Source organism: Streptomyces sp. NPDC047853 (assembly GCF_043204535.1).
In the GTDB taxonomy this organism is placed as follows: Bacteria; Actinomycetota; Actinomycetes; order Streptomycetales; family Streptomycetaceae; genus Streptomyces.
The window spans coordinates 199,243-216,438 of record NZ_JBIDCI010000009.1 but is presented as its reverse complement, the minus strand read 5'-3'; the positions used below and the strand labels follow the sequence as shown (position 1 = coordinate 216,438).

Annotated in this window: 14 protein-coding genes; 11 read left to right on the top strand and 3 right to left on the bottom strand. The window is 71.3% G+C overall.

Going from position 1 to position 17,196, the window contains the following annotated elements:
- Positions 1-78: 78 nt before the first annotated feature.
- Together ACGF5T_RS19170 and ACGF5T_RS19165 are read right to left on the bottom strand one after the other, a co-directional pair.
- Positions 79-2,478 (bottom strand): MFS transporter, encoded by a 2,400-nt coding sequence (locus ACGF5T_RS19170; RefSeq protein WP_366766328.1) that lies wholly within the window; start codon positions 2,476-2,478, stop codon positions 79-81.
- Positions 2,479-2,628: 150 nt separating this feature from the next.
- Positions 2,629-3,072, bottom strand: a complete 444-nt coding sequence (locus tag ACGF5T_RS19165; protein WP_366766329.1) for an SRPBCC family protein — start codon at positions 3,070-3,072, stop codon at positions 2,629-2,631.
- Between the two features lie 159 nt (positions 3,073-3,231).
- Between ACGF5T_RS19165 and ACGF5T_RS19160 the strand changes: the two genes are divergently transcribed.
- The 4 genes from ACGF5T_RS19160 to ACGF5T_RS19145 all read left to right on the top strand — a co-directional run bounded on the left by ACGF5T_RS19160 (position 3,232) and on the right by ACGF5T_RS19145 (position 7,019).
- Positions 3,232-4,302, top strand: coding sequence for an Rv2578c family radical SAM protein (locus ACGF5T_RS19160; protein ID WP_366766330.1), 1,071 nt, complete (start codon positions 3,232-3,234; stop codon positions 4,300-4,302).
- A gap of 169 nt (positions 4,303-4,471) precedes the next feature.
- The gene (locus ACGF5T_RS19155; protein WP_366766331.1) at positions 4,472-6,049 is read left to right on the top strand and encodes an alpha/beta hydrolase; all 1,578 of its coding nucleotides are present in this window, start codon (positions 4,472-4,474) and stop codon (positions 6,047-6,049) included.
- A 47-nt stretch (positions 6,050-6,096) separates the two neighbouring features.
- Complete coding sequence (locus tag ACGF5T_RS19150) at positions 6,097-6,495, top strand: RidA family protein (protein ID WP_356607010.1); 399 nt, start codon at positions 6,097-6,099, stop codon at positions 6,493-6,495.
- A gap of 20 nt (positions 6,496-6,515) precedes the next feature.
- Positions 6,516-7,019, top strand: a complete 504-nt coding sequence (locus tag ACGF5T_RS19145; RefSeq protein ID WP_366766421.1) for a GNAT family N-acetyltransferase — start codon at positions 6,516-6,518, stop codon at positions 7,017-7,019.
- Positions 7,020-7,065: 46 nt separating this feature from the next.
- Here the strand turns inward: ACGF5T_RS19145 and ACGF5T_RS19140 are convergent, their stop codons facing one another.
- Positions 7,066-7,659 (bottom strand): adenylosuccinate lyase, encoded by a 594-nt coding sequence (locus ACGF5T_RS19140; RefSeq protein ID WP_366766332.1) that lies wholly within the window; start codon positions 7,657-7,659, stop codon positions 7,066-7,068.
- A gap of 381 nt (positions 7,660-8,040) precedes the next feature.
- On the opposite strand from ACGF5T_RS19140, the gene ACGF5T_RS19135 reads away from it, so the two are divergent.
- From ACGF5T_RS19135 to ACGF5T_RS19105, 7 genes are all read left to right on the top strand, one after another.
- Positions 8,041-9,846, top strand: coding sequence for a 3-hydroxyacyl-CoA dehydrogenase family protein (locus ACGF5T_RS19135; protein ID WP_366766333.1), 1,806 nt, complete (start codon positions 8,041-8,043; stop codon positions 9,844-9,846).
- A gap of 136 nt (positions 9,847-9,982) precedes the next feature.
- Positions 9,983-10,795 carry a TetR family transcriptional regulator gene (locus tag ACGF5T_RS19130; RefSeq protein ID WP_356607016.1) on the top strand — a complete coding sequence of 271 codons (813 nt, stop codon included), beginning with the start codon at positions 9,983-9,985 and terminating at the stop codon, positions 10,793-10,795.
- Between the two features lie 336 nt (positions 10,796-11,131).
- A complete protein-coding gene (gene ccrA / locus ACGF5T_RS19125) occupies positions 11,132-12,469 on the top strand; it encodes a crotonyl-CoA carboxylase/reductase (protein ID WP_356607018.1) in 1,338 nt (445 codons plus the stop codon).
- 10 nt (positions 12,470-12,479) lie between these two features.
- Positions 12,480-14,507 carry a protein meaA gene (locus ACGF5T_RS19120; protein ID WP_366766334.1) on the top strand — a complete coding sequence of 676 codons (2,028 nt, stop codon included), beginning with the start codon at positions 12,480-12,482 and terminating at the stop codon, positions 14,505-14,507.
- Entirely contained in the window at positions 14,504-15,466 is a 963-nt protein-coding gene (locus tag ACGF5T_RS19115; RefSeq protein WP_356607022.1) for a CoA ester lyase, read from the top strand. The genes ACGF5T_RS19120 and ACGF5T_RS19115 overlap by 4 nt, the downstream gene beginning before the upstream one ends.
- Positions 15,467-15,471: 5 nt before the next feature.
- The gene (locus ACGF5T_RS19110) at positions 15,472-15,984 is read left to right on the top strand and encodes a MaoC family dehydratase (protein ID WP_356607024.1); all 513 of its coding nucleotides are present in this window, start codon (positions 15,472-15,474) and stop codon (positions 15,982-15,984) included.
- Positions 15,985-17,190, top strand: coding sequence for an acyl-CoA dehydrogenase family protein (locus ACGF5T_RS19105; RefSeq protein WP_356607026.1), 1,206 nt, complete (start codon positions 15,985-15,987; stop codon positions 17,188-17,190).
- Positions 17,191-17,196: the final 6 nt, after the last annotated feature.

The window sequence follows — 17,196 nt, the reverse complement described above, 5'->3', positions numbered from 1 at the left end:
GGTGGGCCGCGGCGGGTGGGACGAGGGCGGTGGGAGCGCGGCCGCACCGGCGCGCACGCGCGCGCCGGTGCGTGGGGCTCAGTCCTCGTGTCCGAGCTGGAGGTCGCGTTCGGTCCGGCCGCCGCCGGCCACCTGGAGGACGGTGGCGACGGGCGGGTAGCCGGCGGCGATGACGGTGTACTCGCCGGAGGACAGGTCGACGAACCGGAAGGTGCCGTCGGGTCCGGTGGTCAGCGTGTCCACCACGTTGCCCGCCGCGTCGAGCAGCGTCACGCGGGCGTCCTCCACGGCCCGTCCGGCACTGGCGCGCACGGTGCCGCGCAGCACGGCGCCGCCCGCCAGCTCGACGTCCTGGCGGGTCTCCCGGGCGGCCTGGACGCTGACCGGCAGGGCGGCCGGGCGGAAGGCGGGGGCGCTGGCGGCGAGGGTGTACTCGCCGGCCACCAGCTCGGTGATGACGTAACCGCCCTCCCGGCCGCTGCGGGTGGTGGCGACGACCTCCCCGTGGACGTTGGTGAGGGTGACGATCGCGTCGCGCACGGGGCTGCCGTCGGCGGTGAGCACACTGCCGGCGAGCCGCCCGGCGCCGCCCAGGACGACGTCCAGGTCCACCGGGCGCTCTCCGACGGTCACGGAGACCGCCTGCGGCTGGTGGCCGCCGGCCGCGGCGATCAGCACGTACGACCCCGGGCCGGGGGTGGCCAGCGCGTACCGTCCGTCCTCGCCGCTGGCGCCCCGGCCGATCTGCCGGCCGCCGACGTCGATGAGGGTGAGCGCCGCGCGGGGCACGACGGTGCCGTCGGGATGCTGCACCGTGCCGCAGACCGGGATGCCGGCGGCGTGGGGGGACCGGGCCGACGGCACGGGGGCGACGGGCGGAGCGGTCCCCGGGTCGGTGACGGGGGCGTTGTGGGACACCAGTGGTTTCTCCTTGAGGAAGAGGGCGATGAGCAGCCCGAGGACGAGCACCGGCACCAGGTAGAGAAAGATCCGCGGCATGGCGTCGGCGTACGCCCCGATGTAGGCGTCGCGCAGCGCCGGGGGCAGGGAGTGGACGAGCTGGGGGGTGATGGCCTCGGCGTCGGGCAGGGCGGCGCCCGCCTCGGCGGGGACCCGGTCGGCGAGGGCGTCGGTCAGCCGGTCGGCGAAGAGGGTGCCGAAGATCGCCGCGCCGACGCTGCCGCCGATCTGCCGGAAGTAGTTGTTGGCGCTGGTGGCGGTGCCCAGGTCGGCGGGGCGCACGGAGTTCTGCACGGCGAGGACGAGGACCGGCATCACCATGCCGATGCCGGCGCCGAGGACGGCCATCCAGATGCTGTAGTGCAGCCGGGGCGTGTCGGCGTCGAGCCGGGACAGCAGCCACATGCCGACGACGGACAGCACGCTGCCGAGGATCGGGTGGGACCGGTAGTGCCCGGTACGGCTGATCAGCTGCCCGGAGATGATCGAGGCGCCGACGATGCCGCCCATCATCGGCAGCATCAGCAGGCCCGACTCGGTGGCGGTGGCGCCGTCGACCATCTGCAGGAAGGTCGGCAGGTAGCTGGCGGCCCCGAAGAGGGCGACGCCGATGACGAGGCCCACCAGGCCGGTGATGTTGAAGACGGAGTCCCGGAAGAGCCGCAGCGGGATGAGCGGTTCGGGCGCGAAGTGTTCGGCGACCAGGAAGAGGACCGTGGTGGCGACCGCTCCGGCCGCGAGGCCCAGGATGACCCTCGATCCCCACGCGTACTCGGTCCCTCCCCAGCTGGTGAGCAGCACCAGACAGGTGGAGGCGGCGGCGAGCAGCAGCGCCCCGAGGACGTCCAGGCGCGGCTTGGCCTGCGGCTTGGGCAGTTTCAGGACCACGGCCACGACGGCCATGGTGACCAGGCCGAAGGGGATGTTGACGTAGAAGCACCAGCGCCAGGAGAGGTGGTCGGTGAAGTAGCCGCCCAGCAGCGGGCCGGCGACCGAGGCGAGCCCGAAGGCGGCACCGATCAGGCCCATGAACCGGCCGCGTTCGCGGGGCGGCACGATGTCCGCGATGATCGCCTGGACGCCGATCATCAGGCCGCCCGCACCGACACCCTGCACGGCGCGGAAGGCGATCAGCTGGTCCATGGTCTGCGCCCGTCCGGCGAGCGCCGAGCCGACGACGAACACCAGGATGGCGAACTGGAAGACGCCCTTGCGTCCGAAGAGGTCACCGAGCTTGCCGTAGATCGGCAGGCCGACGGTGGAGGTGAGCAGGTAGGCGGTGATCGCCCAGGACATCTTGTCCAGGCCGTGCAGCTCGCCGACGATCTTCGGCAGCGCGGTGGCGACGATCATCTGCTCCAGCGCGGCGAGCAGCAGCGCCAGCATCAGTCCGACGAACACGAGCCGCACCCGGCGCGGGCTCAGCCCCGCTGTCGGCTCGGGCCCCGGTGCGGGGGGTTCGGGGGGTGTCGGGGGCGCGGTGGCCGGTTCGTCCTGCACCAGAGTGATCCCGCCCATGTTCCGCTCCCCTCGTCACACCTGCTCACAATTGCCGCCTGATGCGGCAACTGCGAACAAGTGCGACGAGTTACGGAAGTGCGGTGGTTTCGGGCGGAGATCACTCGAACCGGTGAGGCGGCCAACGGCCGCCCCCGGCTTGCGCTTTGACTACTTCTCGACCTCGGCCGCGAGCCTGACGAGCAGGGCGTCGTAGATCCGCGCGAGGCCCTTGGGCGCGAAGGTCTTCTCGAAGAAGCCGCCGACACCGCCGGCGCCCTGCCAGGTGGTGACGACGACCACCCGGGACTTCCCCTCGCCGGCCGGGGTGACCCGCCAGGTGGTGACCATGGAGGAGTTGCGGTCCTTCTCGACGAGTTCGCCGTCGGTCGGCTCGGTGACCTCCAGCAGGCAGTCACGCACGCGCTTGCTGGTGGCCTGGAGCTTCCAGTGGACGACGGTGCCCTCGCCGTCGCCGCCCTCGCGGACCTCGTACTCGCTGAACTGCTCGGGCAGCAGCTTCGCGCGGGTGCCGCTGTAGTCGGCGAGGGTGTCGAACACCGTCTCCGCGTCCGCTGCGACGATCCGCTCGGTAGTCGCCTCGACCTGCGCCATCGGGTTCCTCCAGGGCCTGGTTCTCGGGGTCCGGGCAAGCCAACCACCCCGCCGCCCGGCCACCAAATCCGGGGGCGTGAAGCGGCCCCGCGCGACTCGTCCGCACGATCAAGGGAACATGTGTTCTATTGTGGGGGCAGTGCTACCGAGGAGGCGTCAATGCGCTGGGAGAACCTCACGGACTCCGACCACGCCCGGGCCGCCGATCCCGCGCTGTTCGGCGCGGACGCGGTGACCACCCGCACGATCGACACACCCGAGTTCCGCGGCATCACCTTCCACGAGGTGCGGGCCCGCTCGATCCTCAACCGGGTGCCGGGCGCCTCGCGCATGCCGTTCGAGTGGACCGTGAACCCCTACCGGGGCTGCACGCACGCGTGCGTGTACTGCTTCGCCCGCAAGACGCACAGCTACCTGGACCTCGACACGGGGCTCGGCTTCGACTCCCAGATCGTCGTGAAGGTGAACGCGCCCGAGCTGCTCCGCCGCCAGCTGGCCTCGCCCCGCTGGCAGGGCGAGCACGTCGCGATGGGCACCAACGTCGACTGCTACCAGCGCGCCGAGGGCCGCTACCGGCTGATGCCGGGCATCGTCTCGGCCCTCACCGAGCGGGCGAACCCCTTCTCGATCCTGACCAAGGGCACGCTGATCCTGCGCGACCTCGACCTGCTGACCCGGGCCGCGCGGGTGACCGACGTCGGGATCTCGGTCTCGGTCGGCTTCACCGACACGGAGCTGTGGCGCACCGTGGAACCGGGGACGCCCGCGCCGGAGCGCCGCCTGGAGGTGGTCCGGGCCCTCGCGCGGCACGGCATCGGGTGCGGGGTCCTGATGGCGCCGGTCATCCCGTTCCTGGGCGACGAGCCGGCCCAGCTGCGCGCGACCGTGCGCGCCGTCGCGGCCGCGGGCGCCACGTCCGTGACACCGCTGGTGCTGCACCTGCGGCCGGGCGCCCGGGAGTGGTTCATGAGCTGGCTGGGCCAGCACCACCCGCACCTGGTGCGCCGCTACGAGCGGCTGTACGCGGAGGGCGCCTACGCCCCCAAGTGGTACCAGCGCCGGATCACCCGCCAGGTGCACGACCTGGCCGAGGAGTACGGCATCGGCCCCGCGCGCGGGGGGACGCCGCGTCGGATCGCGCGAGCGGAGCCGGCCGCGGGCGGTACGGCGGCCGGACCCGCGATCTCCGGGCCGACGCCGGCCGAACCGGTCCAGCTGTCGCTCCTCTGACGGTCCCCCCTGACTGTCGCCCCCGGGCATTCGAGGGCATCCATCGACCCAATTGGGTCAAGTGCAGACAGAAAGCGTTCTTCCGTCGGCGCTCGCCGGGACGATGCGGCGAGGACCGCGACCCGCGCGGGCCGAAGCCGCTCCGCCCCGCGAGTCCCGGGAGAACGCCATGAGACAACGCGCAGCCGTGCTGTGCGGCGCCGCCGTCATCGCCGCCGGGACCGTCACGGCGCTGCCCGCCGAGGCGAGCGCACCGCACCGGGCGGGCACCGCGCAGGCCGCCGGGCCCAGCTGGAAGAAGTGCGGCACGGCCGACTACCCGACCCTCCAGTGCGCTTCCCTGTCGGTGCCGCTCGACCACGCCCGCCCGGACGGGAGGCGGATCACGCTGGCGCTGTCCCGCGTCCCGCACACCGGATCGACGTACCAGGGACCCCTGCTGGTCAACCCCGGCGGACCCGGCGGCAGCGGGCTGACCCTCGCCGGGTTCGTGGCGTCCTCGCTCCCCCCTGAGGTGGCCGCGCAGTACGACGTCATCGGGTTCGACCCGCGGGGCGTGGGGAAGAGCGAGCCCGCTCTGAACTGCCTGCCGGGCCACTTCGATCCGGTGCGCCCCGACTCCCTGCCCGCCACCGCCGCCGCCGAAGGGGCCAACCTCGCGCGCGCGAAGGCCTTCGCCGACGCCTGCGGCGCGAAGTACGCGGAGGTGCTGCCGTACGTCGACACGGTCAGCGCGGCGCGGGACGTGGACGCGATCCGCAGGGCGCTCGGCGCGGAGCGGATCAACTACTTCGGCTACTCGTACGGCACCTATCTGGGCGCCGTCTACGCGAAGCTCCACCCGGACCGCGTGCGCCGCCTGGTCCTGGACTCCGTCGTCGACCCGACCGCCGTCTGGTACGACGCCAACCTCGACCAGGACCACGTCTTCGACGACCGCCACCGGGCCTTCCTGGCCTGGATCGCGGAGCACGACGGGACGTACGGGCTGGGCACCGACCCGGAGCGGATCGAGGCCGCGTGGTACGGCATGCGGTCGGCGCTGGCGAAGGAGCCTGCGGGCGGGAAGGTCGGCGCCTCGGAGCTGGAGGACACCTTCCTCCCCGGCGGTTACTACAACGGCTACTGGCCCTACCTGGCGGAGGCGTTCGCCGCGTACGTGAACGACGCGGACACCGACCCGCTGGTGGAGGCGTACGAGGACTTCGGTGCCGTGGACGCCGCCGGCGAGAACGGCTACAGCGTCTACACCTCCGTGCAGTGCCGCGACGCCGCCTGGCCCCGCGACTGGGACCGGTGGCGCGAGGACAACGGGGACGTGTACGCGAAGGCGCCCTTCATGACCTGGAACAACGCCTGGTACAACGCGCCGTGCGCCTTCTGGCCCACCAAGGCGCGGCGGCCGGTGGACGTCACCAACCGGGACCTCCCGCCGGCCCTGCTGTTCCAGGCGACCGGCGACGCGGCCACCCCCTACGAGGGCGGCGTCACCGTGCACCGGTTGCTGCGCGGCTCCGGCCTGGTGGTCGAGGACGGCGGCGGGAACCACGGCATCACGCTGAGCGGCAACTCCTGTCTGGACGAGCACCTGGCCGCCTATCTCGCCGACGGCACCGTGCCGCGCGGCGACGGCGAGGCGGACGCGGTGTGCGCGGCACTGCCCGCGCCCAAGCCGCTGCGATCCAAGGCGGCGTCCCTCTCCTCACGCGGCTCGACGCTGCACGGGCTGCTCGGCTTCCGGGGGTAGCCCCGCCCGTCGGAGGCGCTGTCCGACCCGTGGTCCACCATGGACGCATGAGCCGACTGACCAGGATCGCCGCACCCGAGGGCGTCGCGCCCGCCGCCCAGTACACCCATGTCGTCCTCGGTACCGGGCGGTTCGTGGCCGTCTCCGGTCAACTCGCCCTGGACGAGGCGGGCGAGGTGGTCGGCGCGGGCGACCCCGCGGCCCAGGCCCGCCAGGTCTTCGAGAACCTGCGCAGGTGCCTGGCGGCGGCCGGAGCGACCTTCGACGACGTGGTGAAGCTGACCTTCTTCGTCACGGACATGGCGTACATGCCCGCGATCCGCGCGGCCCGCGCCGCGCACCTGCCCGACGACCGGTTGCCCGCCGCCTCGGCGGTGCGGGTCGCGGGTCTGGTCCGGCCGGAGTTCCTGATGGAGATCGAGGCGTTCGCGGTCGTCGCCCCGTGAGCGGGACGCGCGTCCGGGAGATGACCCTCGCCGACTGCGACCGGGTGTCCGAGATCCGTGTCCTGGGCTGGCGGACGGCGTACCGGGGCCTCATGCCGCAGCGGTACCTGGACGAGCTGGACGTCGCCCGGGACGCCCGGCGGCGCCGCGACCTCTTCACCCGCGCCCCGGACGACGTGGTGAACCTGGTCGCCGAGGACGACGGCGGCGAGGTCGTCGGCTGGGCCTGCCACGGCCCGTACCGGGACGGCGAACAGCGGACCGAGGACGCCGAGTTGTACGCCCTCTACGTGGACGTGGGGCGGTTCGGCACCGGTGTCGGGCAGGCCCTGCTCCGGGAGACGGTGCGCCGGTGCGCGGCCGCCGGGCACGCGCGCGTGCTCCTGTGGGTGGTCGAGGGCAACGCCCGCGCCCGGCGCTTCTACGAACGGGAGGGTTTCACCGCCGACGGCGCCGAGGAGCCGTACGAGGTGGCGGGGGTCGCGGTGCCCGAGGTGCGGTACGCGAGGCGACTGGCCGGCTGACGGCTCACCCCCGGTCCCCGCCGGCCCGCGGCCGCGCCTCGACGGCTCACCGCCGGCCCGGGATCCGCGCCAGCGCCCGCACCGCCGCCTCCGCCAGCGCCGGGTGGGCCAGGGCCTCCTTCAGGACGGGTTCGGCCCGGCGGTCGCCGAGCGTGCCGAGCCCCTCGACACAGGCGAGCGCCACCCGTCGGTACGGGTCGTGCGGGCGCAGCCGTCGCTGCAACGTGGTGATGAGGGCGGGCACGGCCTCGGGAGCGCGCAGTTCCACCAGCAGCCGCACCGGGTGCAGGGCGTAGGCGACCCGCAGTTCGTTGGTGGCGAGGGCGGCGGCGGCGCGGGCGGTGCGGGGGTCGCCGAGGCGGGCCAGGGCGTGGGCGGCGGCGGCGCAGCGCGGCGGGTCGCGGTGGTTCAGCAGCAGCACGAGGGCCTCGAAGGCCCGCGGGTCCCCGGCGACGCCCAGGCGGAACGCGGCCAGTTCCCGGGCCCAGAGCTGGTGTCCGGGCTCGGTGAGCACCGCGGCCAGCTCGTCCGGGTCCCCGGTCGCCACCAGCCGGTCGTACGCCACCGGGCCGTCCGGGGCCCCCGGCGCGTCCGCCTCGGCCCGTAAGCGCTCCGTGAGCGTTCGCAACTCTTCGTCCATGACACCGAGGTTAGGGGCGTCGTGGGCCCCGTGGGACGTACATCACGAACACCGGGGGCTGGCGCGCTCGTTACCCGCGAGTTAATCTCAGACGAGCGAGTTACCCACTCGCGGTACTCCTCACGGCGGTTTGGTGACGCAGCCGCGGTGAGAGCAGTCGGTCCGGTACCGGGCACGTAGGTACCGCAGCGCGACCGAGCCCCGGGACAGGGCCGGTCGGACACCGCCGCCGCGCGGGCGTGTGCACGCCCTCCGCACCGGCACCGGGCGTGTGCGCCAGTCAGCCCGGCAACACCCGCACTCCTTCCCTCACGGACCCGGTGCGCGCCGAAGGCGCGTCCGGGACGTTCCCGTCGTCACCCTCATTCCTGGAGTCCCGCGATGGCCACTCCCCTGTCCCACTCCTCCCTGCCCCCGCTCCGGACCATCGCCGTCGTCGGCCTCGGCACCATGGGCACCGGCATCGCCGAGGTCCTGGCCCGGGCCGGTCGCGACGTCGTCGGCATCGACGTCAGCGAGGCGCAGGCCGCGACCGCCGTCGCCGCCCTGGAGTCCTCCACCGCCCGCTCCGTCGAGCGCGGACGCCTCACCGAGCAGGAGCGCGCCGAGGCCCTCGCCCGCGTGCGCACCTCGACCGACCTGCGGGAGGCCGCCGACGCCGACCTGGTGATCGAGGTGGTGCCGGAGTCGTACGAGATCAAGCAGCAGGTCTTCCGGGAGCTGGACGGGATCGTGCGCCCCGAGACGATCCTGGCGACCGGCACCAACGCCCTGTCCGTCACACGGCTGGCCGCCGAGTCGTCCCGCCCGGAGCGGGTGCTCGGCCTGCACTTCTTCAACCCGGCCCCGGCGATGAAGCTGGTGGAGGTCGTCTCCTCCGTGCTGACCTCCCCGGGCGCCGTGGCGGCGGTCACCGACCTCGCCCTGGACCTCGGCAAGGAGCCCGTCGCGGTCGGCGACCGGCCCGGGTTCGTCGCCGACGGCCTGCTGTTCGGCTACCTGAACCAGGCCGCGGCGATGTACGAGGCGAACTACGCCTCCCGCGAGGACATCGACGCCGCGATGCGGCTCGGCTGCGGACTGCCCATGGGACCGCTGGCGCTGCTGGACCTGATCGGAGTGGACACCGCGCGCACGGTCCTGGAGGCCATGTACACCGCCTCCCACGACCGTCTGCACGCCCCCGCCCCGATCCTCCGCCAGCTCAGCGAGGCCGGCCTGACGGGCCGCAAGGCCGGGCGCGGCTTCTACACCTACGAGGCGCCGGGCAGCGCGGTCGTCGTCCCCGACGCCCTGACCCCGAAGGCGGGCGACACCCCGGTCCCGGGCCGTCCCGTGCGCTCGGTGGGCGTCGCCGGTTCCGGCACCATGGCGTCCGGCATCGCCGAGGTGTTCGCCAAGGCCGGGTACGAGGTCGTGCTCGCCGCCCGCAGCGCGGAGAAGGCGCAGACGGCCAAGGCCCGGATCGGCAAGTCCCTGGCCCGCGGTGTCGACAAGGGCCGGCTCACCGCGGAGGCGGCCGCGCGGACACTGGAGCGGATCACACCGACCGGCACCTACGACGACTTCGCGGACGTCGACCTCGCCGTCGAGGCGGTCGCGGAGGACCTGGAGGTCAAGCGGCAGCTGTTCACCACGCTGGACAAGGTCTGCAAGCCCGGCGCGGTGCTCGCCACCACCACCTCCTCGCTGCCCGTCGTCGCCTGCGCCCGCGCCACCTCGCGCCCGCAGGACGTGATCGGCATGCACTTCTTCAACCCGGCGCCGGCCATGAAGCTGGTCGAGGTGGTCCGCACGGTGCTGACGGCCGACGACGTGCACGCCACCGTCCGGGAGGTCTGCGCGAAGATCCGCAAGCACGCCGTGGACTGCGGCGACCGGGCCGGTTTCATCGTCAACGCGCTGCTCTTCCCGTACCTGAACAACGCCGTGAAGATGGTCCAGGAGCACTACGCCACGCTGGACGACATCGACGCGGCGATGAAGCTGGGCGGCGGCTACCCGATGGGGCCCTTCGAACTGCTCGACGTGGTCGGGCTGGACGTCTCGCTGGCCATCGAGAAGGTCCTGCACCGCGAGTTCCGCGACCCGGGACTGGCTCCGGCGCCCCTCCTGGAGCACCTGGTGGCCGCGGGCTGCCTCGGCCGCAAGACGGGCCGCGGTTTCCGCGAGTATGCCCGCCGCTGAGCGGCCGGGCGACTGGTTCCGGTCCGAGGAGGACTGGGGCGGGCTGCTCGATCCCGCCGGGTCTCCCCCGCCCCCCGCGGGCGGGGGAATCCCCGGTCACGCGCATGATTGCGTGCACATGCAGTACGTTCGGGTCATGTCCCAGCCCGCCAGGTCCTCACGTACACCAGCCACGCCCGACGCTCCGGAGAGCGCGGCCGGCAACCGAGCCGCCGCCCAGCGGCTGAAAATGCGCCGGGAGCTGGCGGCGGCCGCGATGGAGCTGTTCGCGACCAAGGGGTACGAGGCGACCACCGTCGACGAGATCGCGGCGCAGGCCGGGGTCGCCCGCCGCACCTTCTTCCGGCACTTCCGCTCCAAGGAAGAGGCGATCTTCCCGGACCACGACGACACCCTGGTCCGTGCCGAGGCCGTGCTCAACGCGGCACCCGCGCACGAGCACCCGCTCGACACGGTGTGCCGCGGCATCAAAGAGGTCATGAAGATGTACGCGGCCCGGCCGGAGATCTCGGTCGCCCGCTACAAGCTGACCCGCGAGGTGCCCACCCTGCGGGAGGCGGAGATCGCGTCCGTGGCCCGCTACGAGCGCCTCTTCACCCGCTACCTGCTGGGCCACTTCGACGAGCACGCGCACGACGACGACGCCAACGACGACCCGCTGCTGGCGGAGGTCGCCGCGTCCGCCGTGGTCACCGCCCACAACCACGTGCTGCGGCGCTGGCTCCGGGCGGGCGGGCAGGGGGACGTGGAGGCCCAGCTCGACCACGCCTTCGCGATCGTGCGCCGGACGTTCGGCACGGGCATCGGCGCCGGGCGCTCCACCGCCGCCGCGCGGCCGGCCACCTCCTCGGCCACCGTGCAGGGCGAGGTGCTGGTGACGGTCGCGCGCACCGACGCACCGCTGCACGAGGTCATGCGCACCATCGAGCAGGCCCTCAAGGAGCACTGAGACCGCGCACCGACCCGCTTTCCCGCTGTGACGACGGCCACCCCCCGGGTGGCCGTTTTTGCATGTCAGTGCCCCTTTTCAGCGGCCCCGGAACCCGCCTTCGATCGATCATCGCTCATCTGTCGGGTAAAGAATTCATCTGAGAACATTTTCTGGCACTCAGTGCCTTGCGGGGTGACACGCGGTGTCATACGTTTAGGGTGTTCGGGCTGTCCCCGCACCTCATCCCCTGCGCGTCCGAACGCCTGCGTCACAGGCACCCTCACCCACCCTCATCAGCACCGACGTCACCCTCAGCGCCCCTCCCTCAGGGCGCTCACCGCCGGAGGCAACACCGTGAAGGACATCCTGGACGCGATCCAGTCGCCCGACTCCACCCGGGCCGACATCGCCGCACTGCCGCTCCCCGAGTCGTACCGCGCGATCACCGTGCACAAGGACGAGACCGAGATGTTCGCGGGCCTCGAGACCCGCGACAAGGACCCGCGCAAGTCGATCCACCTGGACGAGGTGCCGCTGCCCGAGCTGGGCCCCGGCGAGGCCCTGGTGGCCGTCATGGCCTCCTCGGTCAACTACAACTCGGTGTGGACCTCGATCTTCGAGCCGCTGTCGACGTTCGGTTTCCTGGAGCGCTACGGCCGCACCAACGAGCTGGCCAAGCGCCACGACCTGCCGTACCACATCATCGGCTCCGACCTGGCCGGCGTCGTGCTGCGCACCGGTCCCGGCGTCAACGCCTGGCAGCCCGGCGACGAGGTCGTCGCGCACTGCCTCTCCGTCGAGCTGGAGTCGTCCGACGGCCACAACGACACGATGCTCGACCCCGAGCAGCGCATCTGGGGCTTCGAGACCAACTTCGGCGGCCTCGCGGAGATCGCCCTGGTCAAGTCCAACCAGCTGATGCCCAAGCCGGGCCACCTCAGCTGGGAGGAGGCCGCGGCCCCGGGCCTGGTCAACTCCACCGCCTACCGCCAGCTGGTCTCCCGCAACGGCGCCGGCATGAAGCAGGGCGACAACGTGCTCATCTGGGGCGCCAGCGGCGGCCTCGGCTCCTACGCCACCCAGTTCGCGCTGGCCGGCGGGGCCAACCCGATCTGCGTCGTCTCCTCGCCGCAGAAGGCGGAGATCTGCCGCTCCATGGGCGCCGACGCGATCATCGACCGCAACGCCGAGGGCTACCGGTTCTGGAAGGACGAGCAGACCCAGGACCCGAAGGAGTGGAAGCGCTTCGGCAAGCGCATCCGCGAACTCACCGGCGGCGAGGACATCGACATCGTCTTCGAGCACCCGGGCCGCGAGACCTTCGGCGCAAGTGTCTTCGTCACCCGCAAGGGCGGCACCATCACCACGTGCGCCTCGACCTCGGGCTACATGCACGAGTACGACAACCGCTACCTGTGGATGTCGCTGAAGCGCATCATCGGCTCCCACTTCGCCAACTACCGCGAGGCCTGGGAGGCCAACCGCCTGATCGCCAAGGGCAAGATCCACCCCACGCTCTCCAAGGTGTACTCCCTGGAGGACACCGGCCAGGCCGCCCACGACGTCCACCGCAACGCCCACCAGGGCAAGGTCGGCGTGCTCTGCCTCGCCCCCGAGGAGGGCCTGGGCGTGCGCGACGAGGAGATGCGCGCCGAGCACCTGGACGCCATCAACCGCTTCCGGAACATCTGAGGAGCGTGACATGAGTGAGCGTCAGAAGGACCGGCCGTGGCTGATGCGGACCTACGCCGGTCACTCCACGGCCGAGGCGTCCAACGAGCTGTACCGGCGCAACCTCGCCAAGGGGCAGACGGGTCTGTCGGTCGCCTTCGACCTGCCGACCCAGACCGGCTACGACTCCGACCACGTCCTCGCCCGCGGCGAGGTGGGCCGGGTCGGGGTGCCGGTCGCGCACCTCGGTGACATGCGCCGGCTGTTCCAGGACATCCCCCTGGACCAGATGAACACCTCGATGACCATCAACGCCACGGCCATGTGGCTGCTGGCGCTCTACCAGGTCGTCGCCGAGGAGCAGGGTGTCGACATCACCAAGCTCCAGGGCACCACCCAGAACGACATCGTCAAGGAGTACCTGTCCCGCGGGACGCACGTCTTCCCGCCGGGGCCGTCCCTGCGCCTGACGACGGACATGATCGCGTACACGGTCTCCCACATCCCGAAGTGGAACCCGATCAACATCTGCAGCTACCACCTGCAGGAGGCGGGCGCCACGCCGGTGCAGGAGATCGCGTACGCGATGTCCACCGCGATCGCCGTGCTGGACGCCGTGCGCGACAGCGGCCAGGTGCCCGAGGAACGCATGGGCGACGTCGTCGGCCGCATCTCGTTCTTCGTGAACGCGGGTGTCCGGTTCGTCGAGGAGATGTGCAAGATGCGCGCCTTCGGCCGCATCTGGGACCGCGTCACCCGCGAGCGCTACGGCATCGAGGACCCCAAGCACCGCCGCTTCCGCTACGGCGTCCAGGTCAACTCCCTCGGTCTGACCGAGGCCCAGCCGGAGAACAACGTCCAGCGGATCGTGCTGGAGATGCTGGCGGTCACCCTCTCCAAGGACGCCCGCGCCCGGGCCGTCCAGCTGCCCGCCTGGAACGAGGCGCTGGGGCTGCCCCGCCCCTGGGACCAGCAGTGGTCCCTGCGCATCCAGCAGGTGCTGGCCTACGAGAGCGACCTGCTGGAGTACGGCGACCTCTTCGAGGGCTCGAAGGTGGTCGAGGCGAAGGTGGACGAGCTGGTCCGGGAGTCGCTCGCCGAGATCGAGCGCATCCAGGAGATGGGCGGCGCGATGGCCGCCGTCGAGTCCGGCTACCTCAAGTCCCAGCTGGTCTCCTCGCACGCCGAGCGCCGGGCCCGGATCGAGTCGGGCGAGGAGAAGATCATCGGTGTCAACGCCTTCGAGGGCACCGAGCCCAACCCGCTGACCGCCGACCTGGACACCGCGATCCAGACCGTCGACCCGGCGGTGGAGGCCCGTGTCATCGCCTCGCTCCAGCACTGGCGGGACACCCGCTACCAGCCGCCCTTCAACCACCCGCGCCCCTGCAAGGCGCTGGAGAGGCTGAAGGAGGCCGCCAAGGGCACCGCCAACCTCATGGAGGCCACCCTGGAGTGCGCCCGGGCCGGCGTCACGACCGGCGAGTGGGCCGGGGCCCTGCGCGAGGTGTTCGGCGAGTTCCGCGCACCGACCGGCGTGTCGTCGGCGCCGGTCGCCCTGCCCGCCGAAGAGGGGTCGGCGCTGTCCCTGGTGCGCCGGAAGGTGGAACTGACGGCCAAGGACCTCGGCGTGGGCAAGCTGCGCTTCCTGGTCGGCAAGCCGGGCCTGGACGGCCACTCCAACGGTGCCGAGCAGATCGCCGTGCGCGCCCGCGACGCCGGGTTCGAGGTGGTCTACCAAGGCATCCGGCTCACTCCGGAGCAGATCGTGGACGCGGCCCTCGCCGAGGACGTGCACGCGGTGGGCCTGTCGATCCTCTCCGGCTCGCACGCGCAACTGGTGCCGGACGTGCTGGAAAGGCTGCATGTGGCGGGTGCCACGGATATACCGGTGATCGCCGGTGGCATCATCCCGAACGGTGACGCCGAACAGCTGCGGGCCGCGGGAGTGGCCGCGGTCTTCACCCCGAAGGACTTCGACATCACCGGAATCATCGGCCGCATCGTCGACGAGATCCGCACAGCGAACAAGCTCGACCCCCTGGAGGTCCCCGCATGACCACGGTCAACCGCCTTCGCCCCCGGCGTTCCTGCCTGGCGGTGCCCGGCTCCAACCCGCGCTTCCTGGAGAAGGCCCAGGGGCTGCCGGCCGACCAGGTCTTCCTCGACCTGGAGGACGCCTGCGCGCCGCTCGCCAAGCCGGAGGCGCGGCACACCATCGTCAAGTTCCTCAACGAGGGCGACTGGACCGGCAAGACCCGCGTCGTGCGCGTCAACGACTGGACGACCGAGTGGACGTACCGCGACGTCGTGACGGTGGTGGAGGGCGCAGGCCCGAACCTGGACTGCATCATGCTGCCGAAGGTCCAGGACGCCCAGCAGGTGGTGGCCCTCGACCTGCTGCTCACCCAGATCGAGAAGACGATGGGCTTCGAGGTCGGCCGGATCGGCATCGAGGCGCAGATCGAGAACGCGCAGGGCCTGAACAACGTCAACGAGATCGCCCAGGCCTCCCCCCGGGTCGAGACCATCATCTTCGGCCCGGCCGACTTCATGGCGTCCATCAACATGAAGTCGCTGGTCGTCGGCGAGCAGCCGCCCGGCTACCCGGCCGACGCCTACCACTACATCCTGATGAAGATCCTGATGGCCGCCCGCGCCAACAACCTCCAGGCCATCGACGGCCCCTACCTCCAGATCCGCAACGTCGACGGCTACCGCGAGGTCGCCCGGCGCGCCGCCGCCCTCGGCTTCGACGGCAAGTGGGTGCTGCACCCCGGCCAGGTCGAGGCGTCCAACGAGATCTTCTCCCCCTCCCAGGAGGACTACGACCACGCCGAGCTGATCCTGGACGCGTACGACTACTACACGTCCGAGGCGGGCGGCAAGAAGGGCTCCGCGATGCTCGGCGACGAGATGATCGACGAGGCCAGCCGCAAGATGGCCCTGGTCGTCTCCGGCAAGGGCCGCGCCGCCGGCATGACGCGCACCAGCACGTTCGAGATCCCGGAGGCCTGACAGCCATGCAGTTCGGACGCACCTACGAGGAGTTCGAGGTCGGGGCGACCTACAAGCACTGGCCGGGCAAGACGGTCACGGAGTACGACGACCACCTGTTCTGCCTGCTCACCATGAACCACCACCCGCTCCACATGGACAGCAACTACGCCGAGAGCACGACGGACTTCGGCAAGAACGTGGTGGTCGGCAACTACGTCTACTCGCTCCTGCTCGGCATGTCCGTCCCGGACGTCTCCGGCAAGGCCATCGCCAACCTGGAGATCGAGTCGCTCAGGCACGTGGCACCGACCTTCCACGGCGACACGATCTACGGCGAGACGACCGTGCTGGACAAGTGGCCGTCGAAGTCGAAGAACGACCGCGGCATCGTGCACGTGGAGACCAAGGGCTACAAGCAGGACGGCACGCTCGTCTGCGTCTTCCGCCGCAAGGTGATGGTGCCCACCGAGACGTACATCAAGGAGCGCGGCGGCGAGCAGCCCGGCCGGCCCGAGCTGAAGGAACAGGGGAAGTAGATGAGCCGCCTCGCCCAGACCCACGGCCTCACGGACATCCAGCGGGAGATCCTCTCCACCGTCCGCGACTTCGTGGACAAGGAGATCATCCCGGTCGCCACCGAGCTGGAGCACCGCGACGAGTACCCGCAGGACATCGTGGACGGGCTCAAGGAGCTGGGCCTGTTCGGCCTGATGATCCCGGAGGAGTACGGGGGCCTGGGGGAGTCGCTGCTCACCTACGCGCTGTGCGTGGAGGAGATCGCCCGGGGCTGGATGTCGGTCTCCGGCATCATCAACACGCACTTCATCGTGGCGTACATGCTCAAGCAGCACGGCACACGGGAGCAGAAGGACCACTTCCTGCCGCGCATGGCCGCGGGCGACATCCGGGGCGCCTTCTCGATGTCGGAGCCGGCGCTGGGCTCCGACGTGTCGGCGATCTCCTCCAAGGCGGTGAAGGACGGCGAGGAGTACGTCCTGAACGGCCAGAAGATGTGGCTCACGAACGGCGGAACGTCGTCCCTGGTGGCCGTTCTGGTGAAAAGTGACGAGGGTCACCCCGACGGCACGGCGCCGCACAAGTCGATGACGACCTTCCTGGTGGAGAAGGAGCCCGGTTTCGGCGAGGTGCGGCCGGGGCTGACCATCCCCGGCAAGATCGACAAGATGGGCTACAAGGGGGTCGACACCACCGAGCTCATCATGGACGGCCTGCGGGTTCCCGCCGATCGGGTGCTCGGCGGGGTCACCGGACGAGGTTTTTACCAAATGATGGACGGCGTCGAAGTGGGCCGCGTCAATGTGGCGGCACGTGGTTGCGGCGTCGCTCAGCGTGCCTTCGAGCTCGGCGTCCGGTACGCCCAGCAGCGTCACACTTTCGGCAAGCAGATCGCCCAGCACCAGGCCATTCAGTTCAAGCTCGCGGAGATGGCTACCAAGGTGGAGGCGGCGCATGCGATGATGGTGAACGCTGCACGCAAAAAGGATTCGGGCGAACGAAACGACCTGGAAGCGGGGATGGCCAAGTACCTCGCCTCCGAGTACTGCAAAGAGGTCGTCGAGGACGCCTTCCGGATCCACGGCGGGTACGGCTTCTCCAAGGAGTACGAGATCGAGCGCCTCTACCGCGAGGCCCCGATGCTCCTGATCGGTGAAGGCACCGCCGAGATCCAGAAAATGATCATCGGCCGCCGACTGCTCGAAGAGTATCGATTCCAGGGTTAGATGTCC

Coding starts and splice junctions, on each gene's coding strand:
- ACGF5T_RS19170 (WP_366766328.1), bottom strand. CDS start 2,478: ATGGGCGGGATCACTCTGGTGCAGGACGAACCGGCCACCGCGCCCCCG.
- ACGF5T_RS19165 (WP_366766329.1), bottom strand. CDS start 3,072: ATGGCGCAGGTCGAGGCGACTACCGAGCGGATCGTCGCAGCGGACGCG.
- ACGF5T_RS19160 (WP_366766330.1), top strand. CDS start 3,232: ATGCGCTGGGAGAACCTCACGGACTCCGACCACGCCCGGGCCGCCGAT.
- ACGF5T_RS19155 (WP_366766331.1), top strand. CDS start 4,472: ATGAGACAACGCGCAGCCGTGCTGTGCGGCGCCGCCGTCATCGCCGCC.
- ACGF5T_RS19150 (WP_356607010.1), top strand. CDS start 6,097: ATGAGCCGACTGACCAGGATCGCCGCACCCGAGGGCGTCGCGCCCGCC.
- ACGF5T_RS19145 (WP_366766421.1), top strand. CDS start 6,516: ATGACCCTCGCCGACTGCGACCGGGTGTCCGAGATCCGTGTCCTGGGC.
- ACGF5T_RS19140 (WP_366766332.1), bottom strand. CDS start 7,659: ATGGACGAAGAGTTGCGAACGCTCACGGAGCGCTTACGGGCCGAGGCG.
- ACGF5T_RS19135 (WP_366766333.1), top strand. CDS start 8,041: ATGGCCACTCCCCTGTCCCACTCCTCCCTGCCCCCGCTCCGGACCATC.
- ACGF5T_RS19130 (WP_356607016.1), top strand. CDS start 9,983: ATGTCCCAGCCCGCCAGGTCCTCACGTACACCAGCCACGCCCGACGCT.
- ACGF5T_RS19120 (WP_366766334.1), top strand. CDS start 12,480: ATGAGTGAGCGTCAGAAGGACCGGCCGTGGCTGATGCGGACCTACGCC.
- ACGF5T_RS19115 (WP_356607022.1), top strand. CDS start 14,504: ATGACCACGGTCAACCGCCTTCGCCCCCGGCGTTCCTGCCTGGCGGTG.
- ACGF5T_RS19110 (WP_356607024.1), top strand. CDS start 15,472: ATGCAGTTCGGACGCACCTACGAGGAGTTCGAGGTCGGGGCGACCTAC.
- ACGF5T_RS19105 (WP_356607026.1), top strand. CDS start 15,985: ATGAGCCGCCTCGCCCAGACCCACGGCCTCACGGACATCCAGCGGGAG.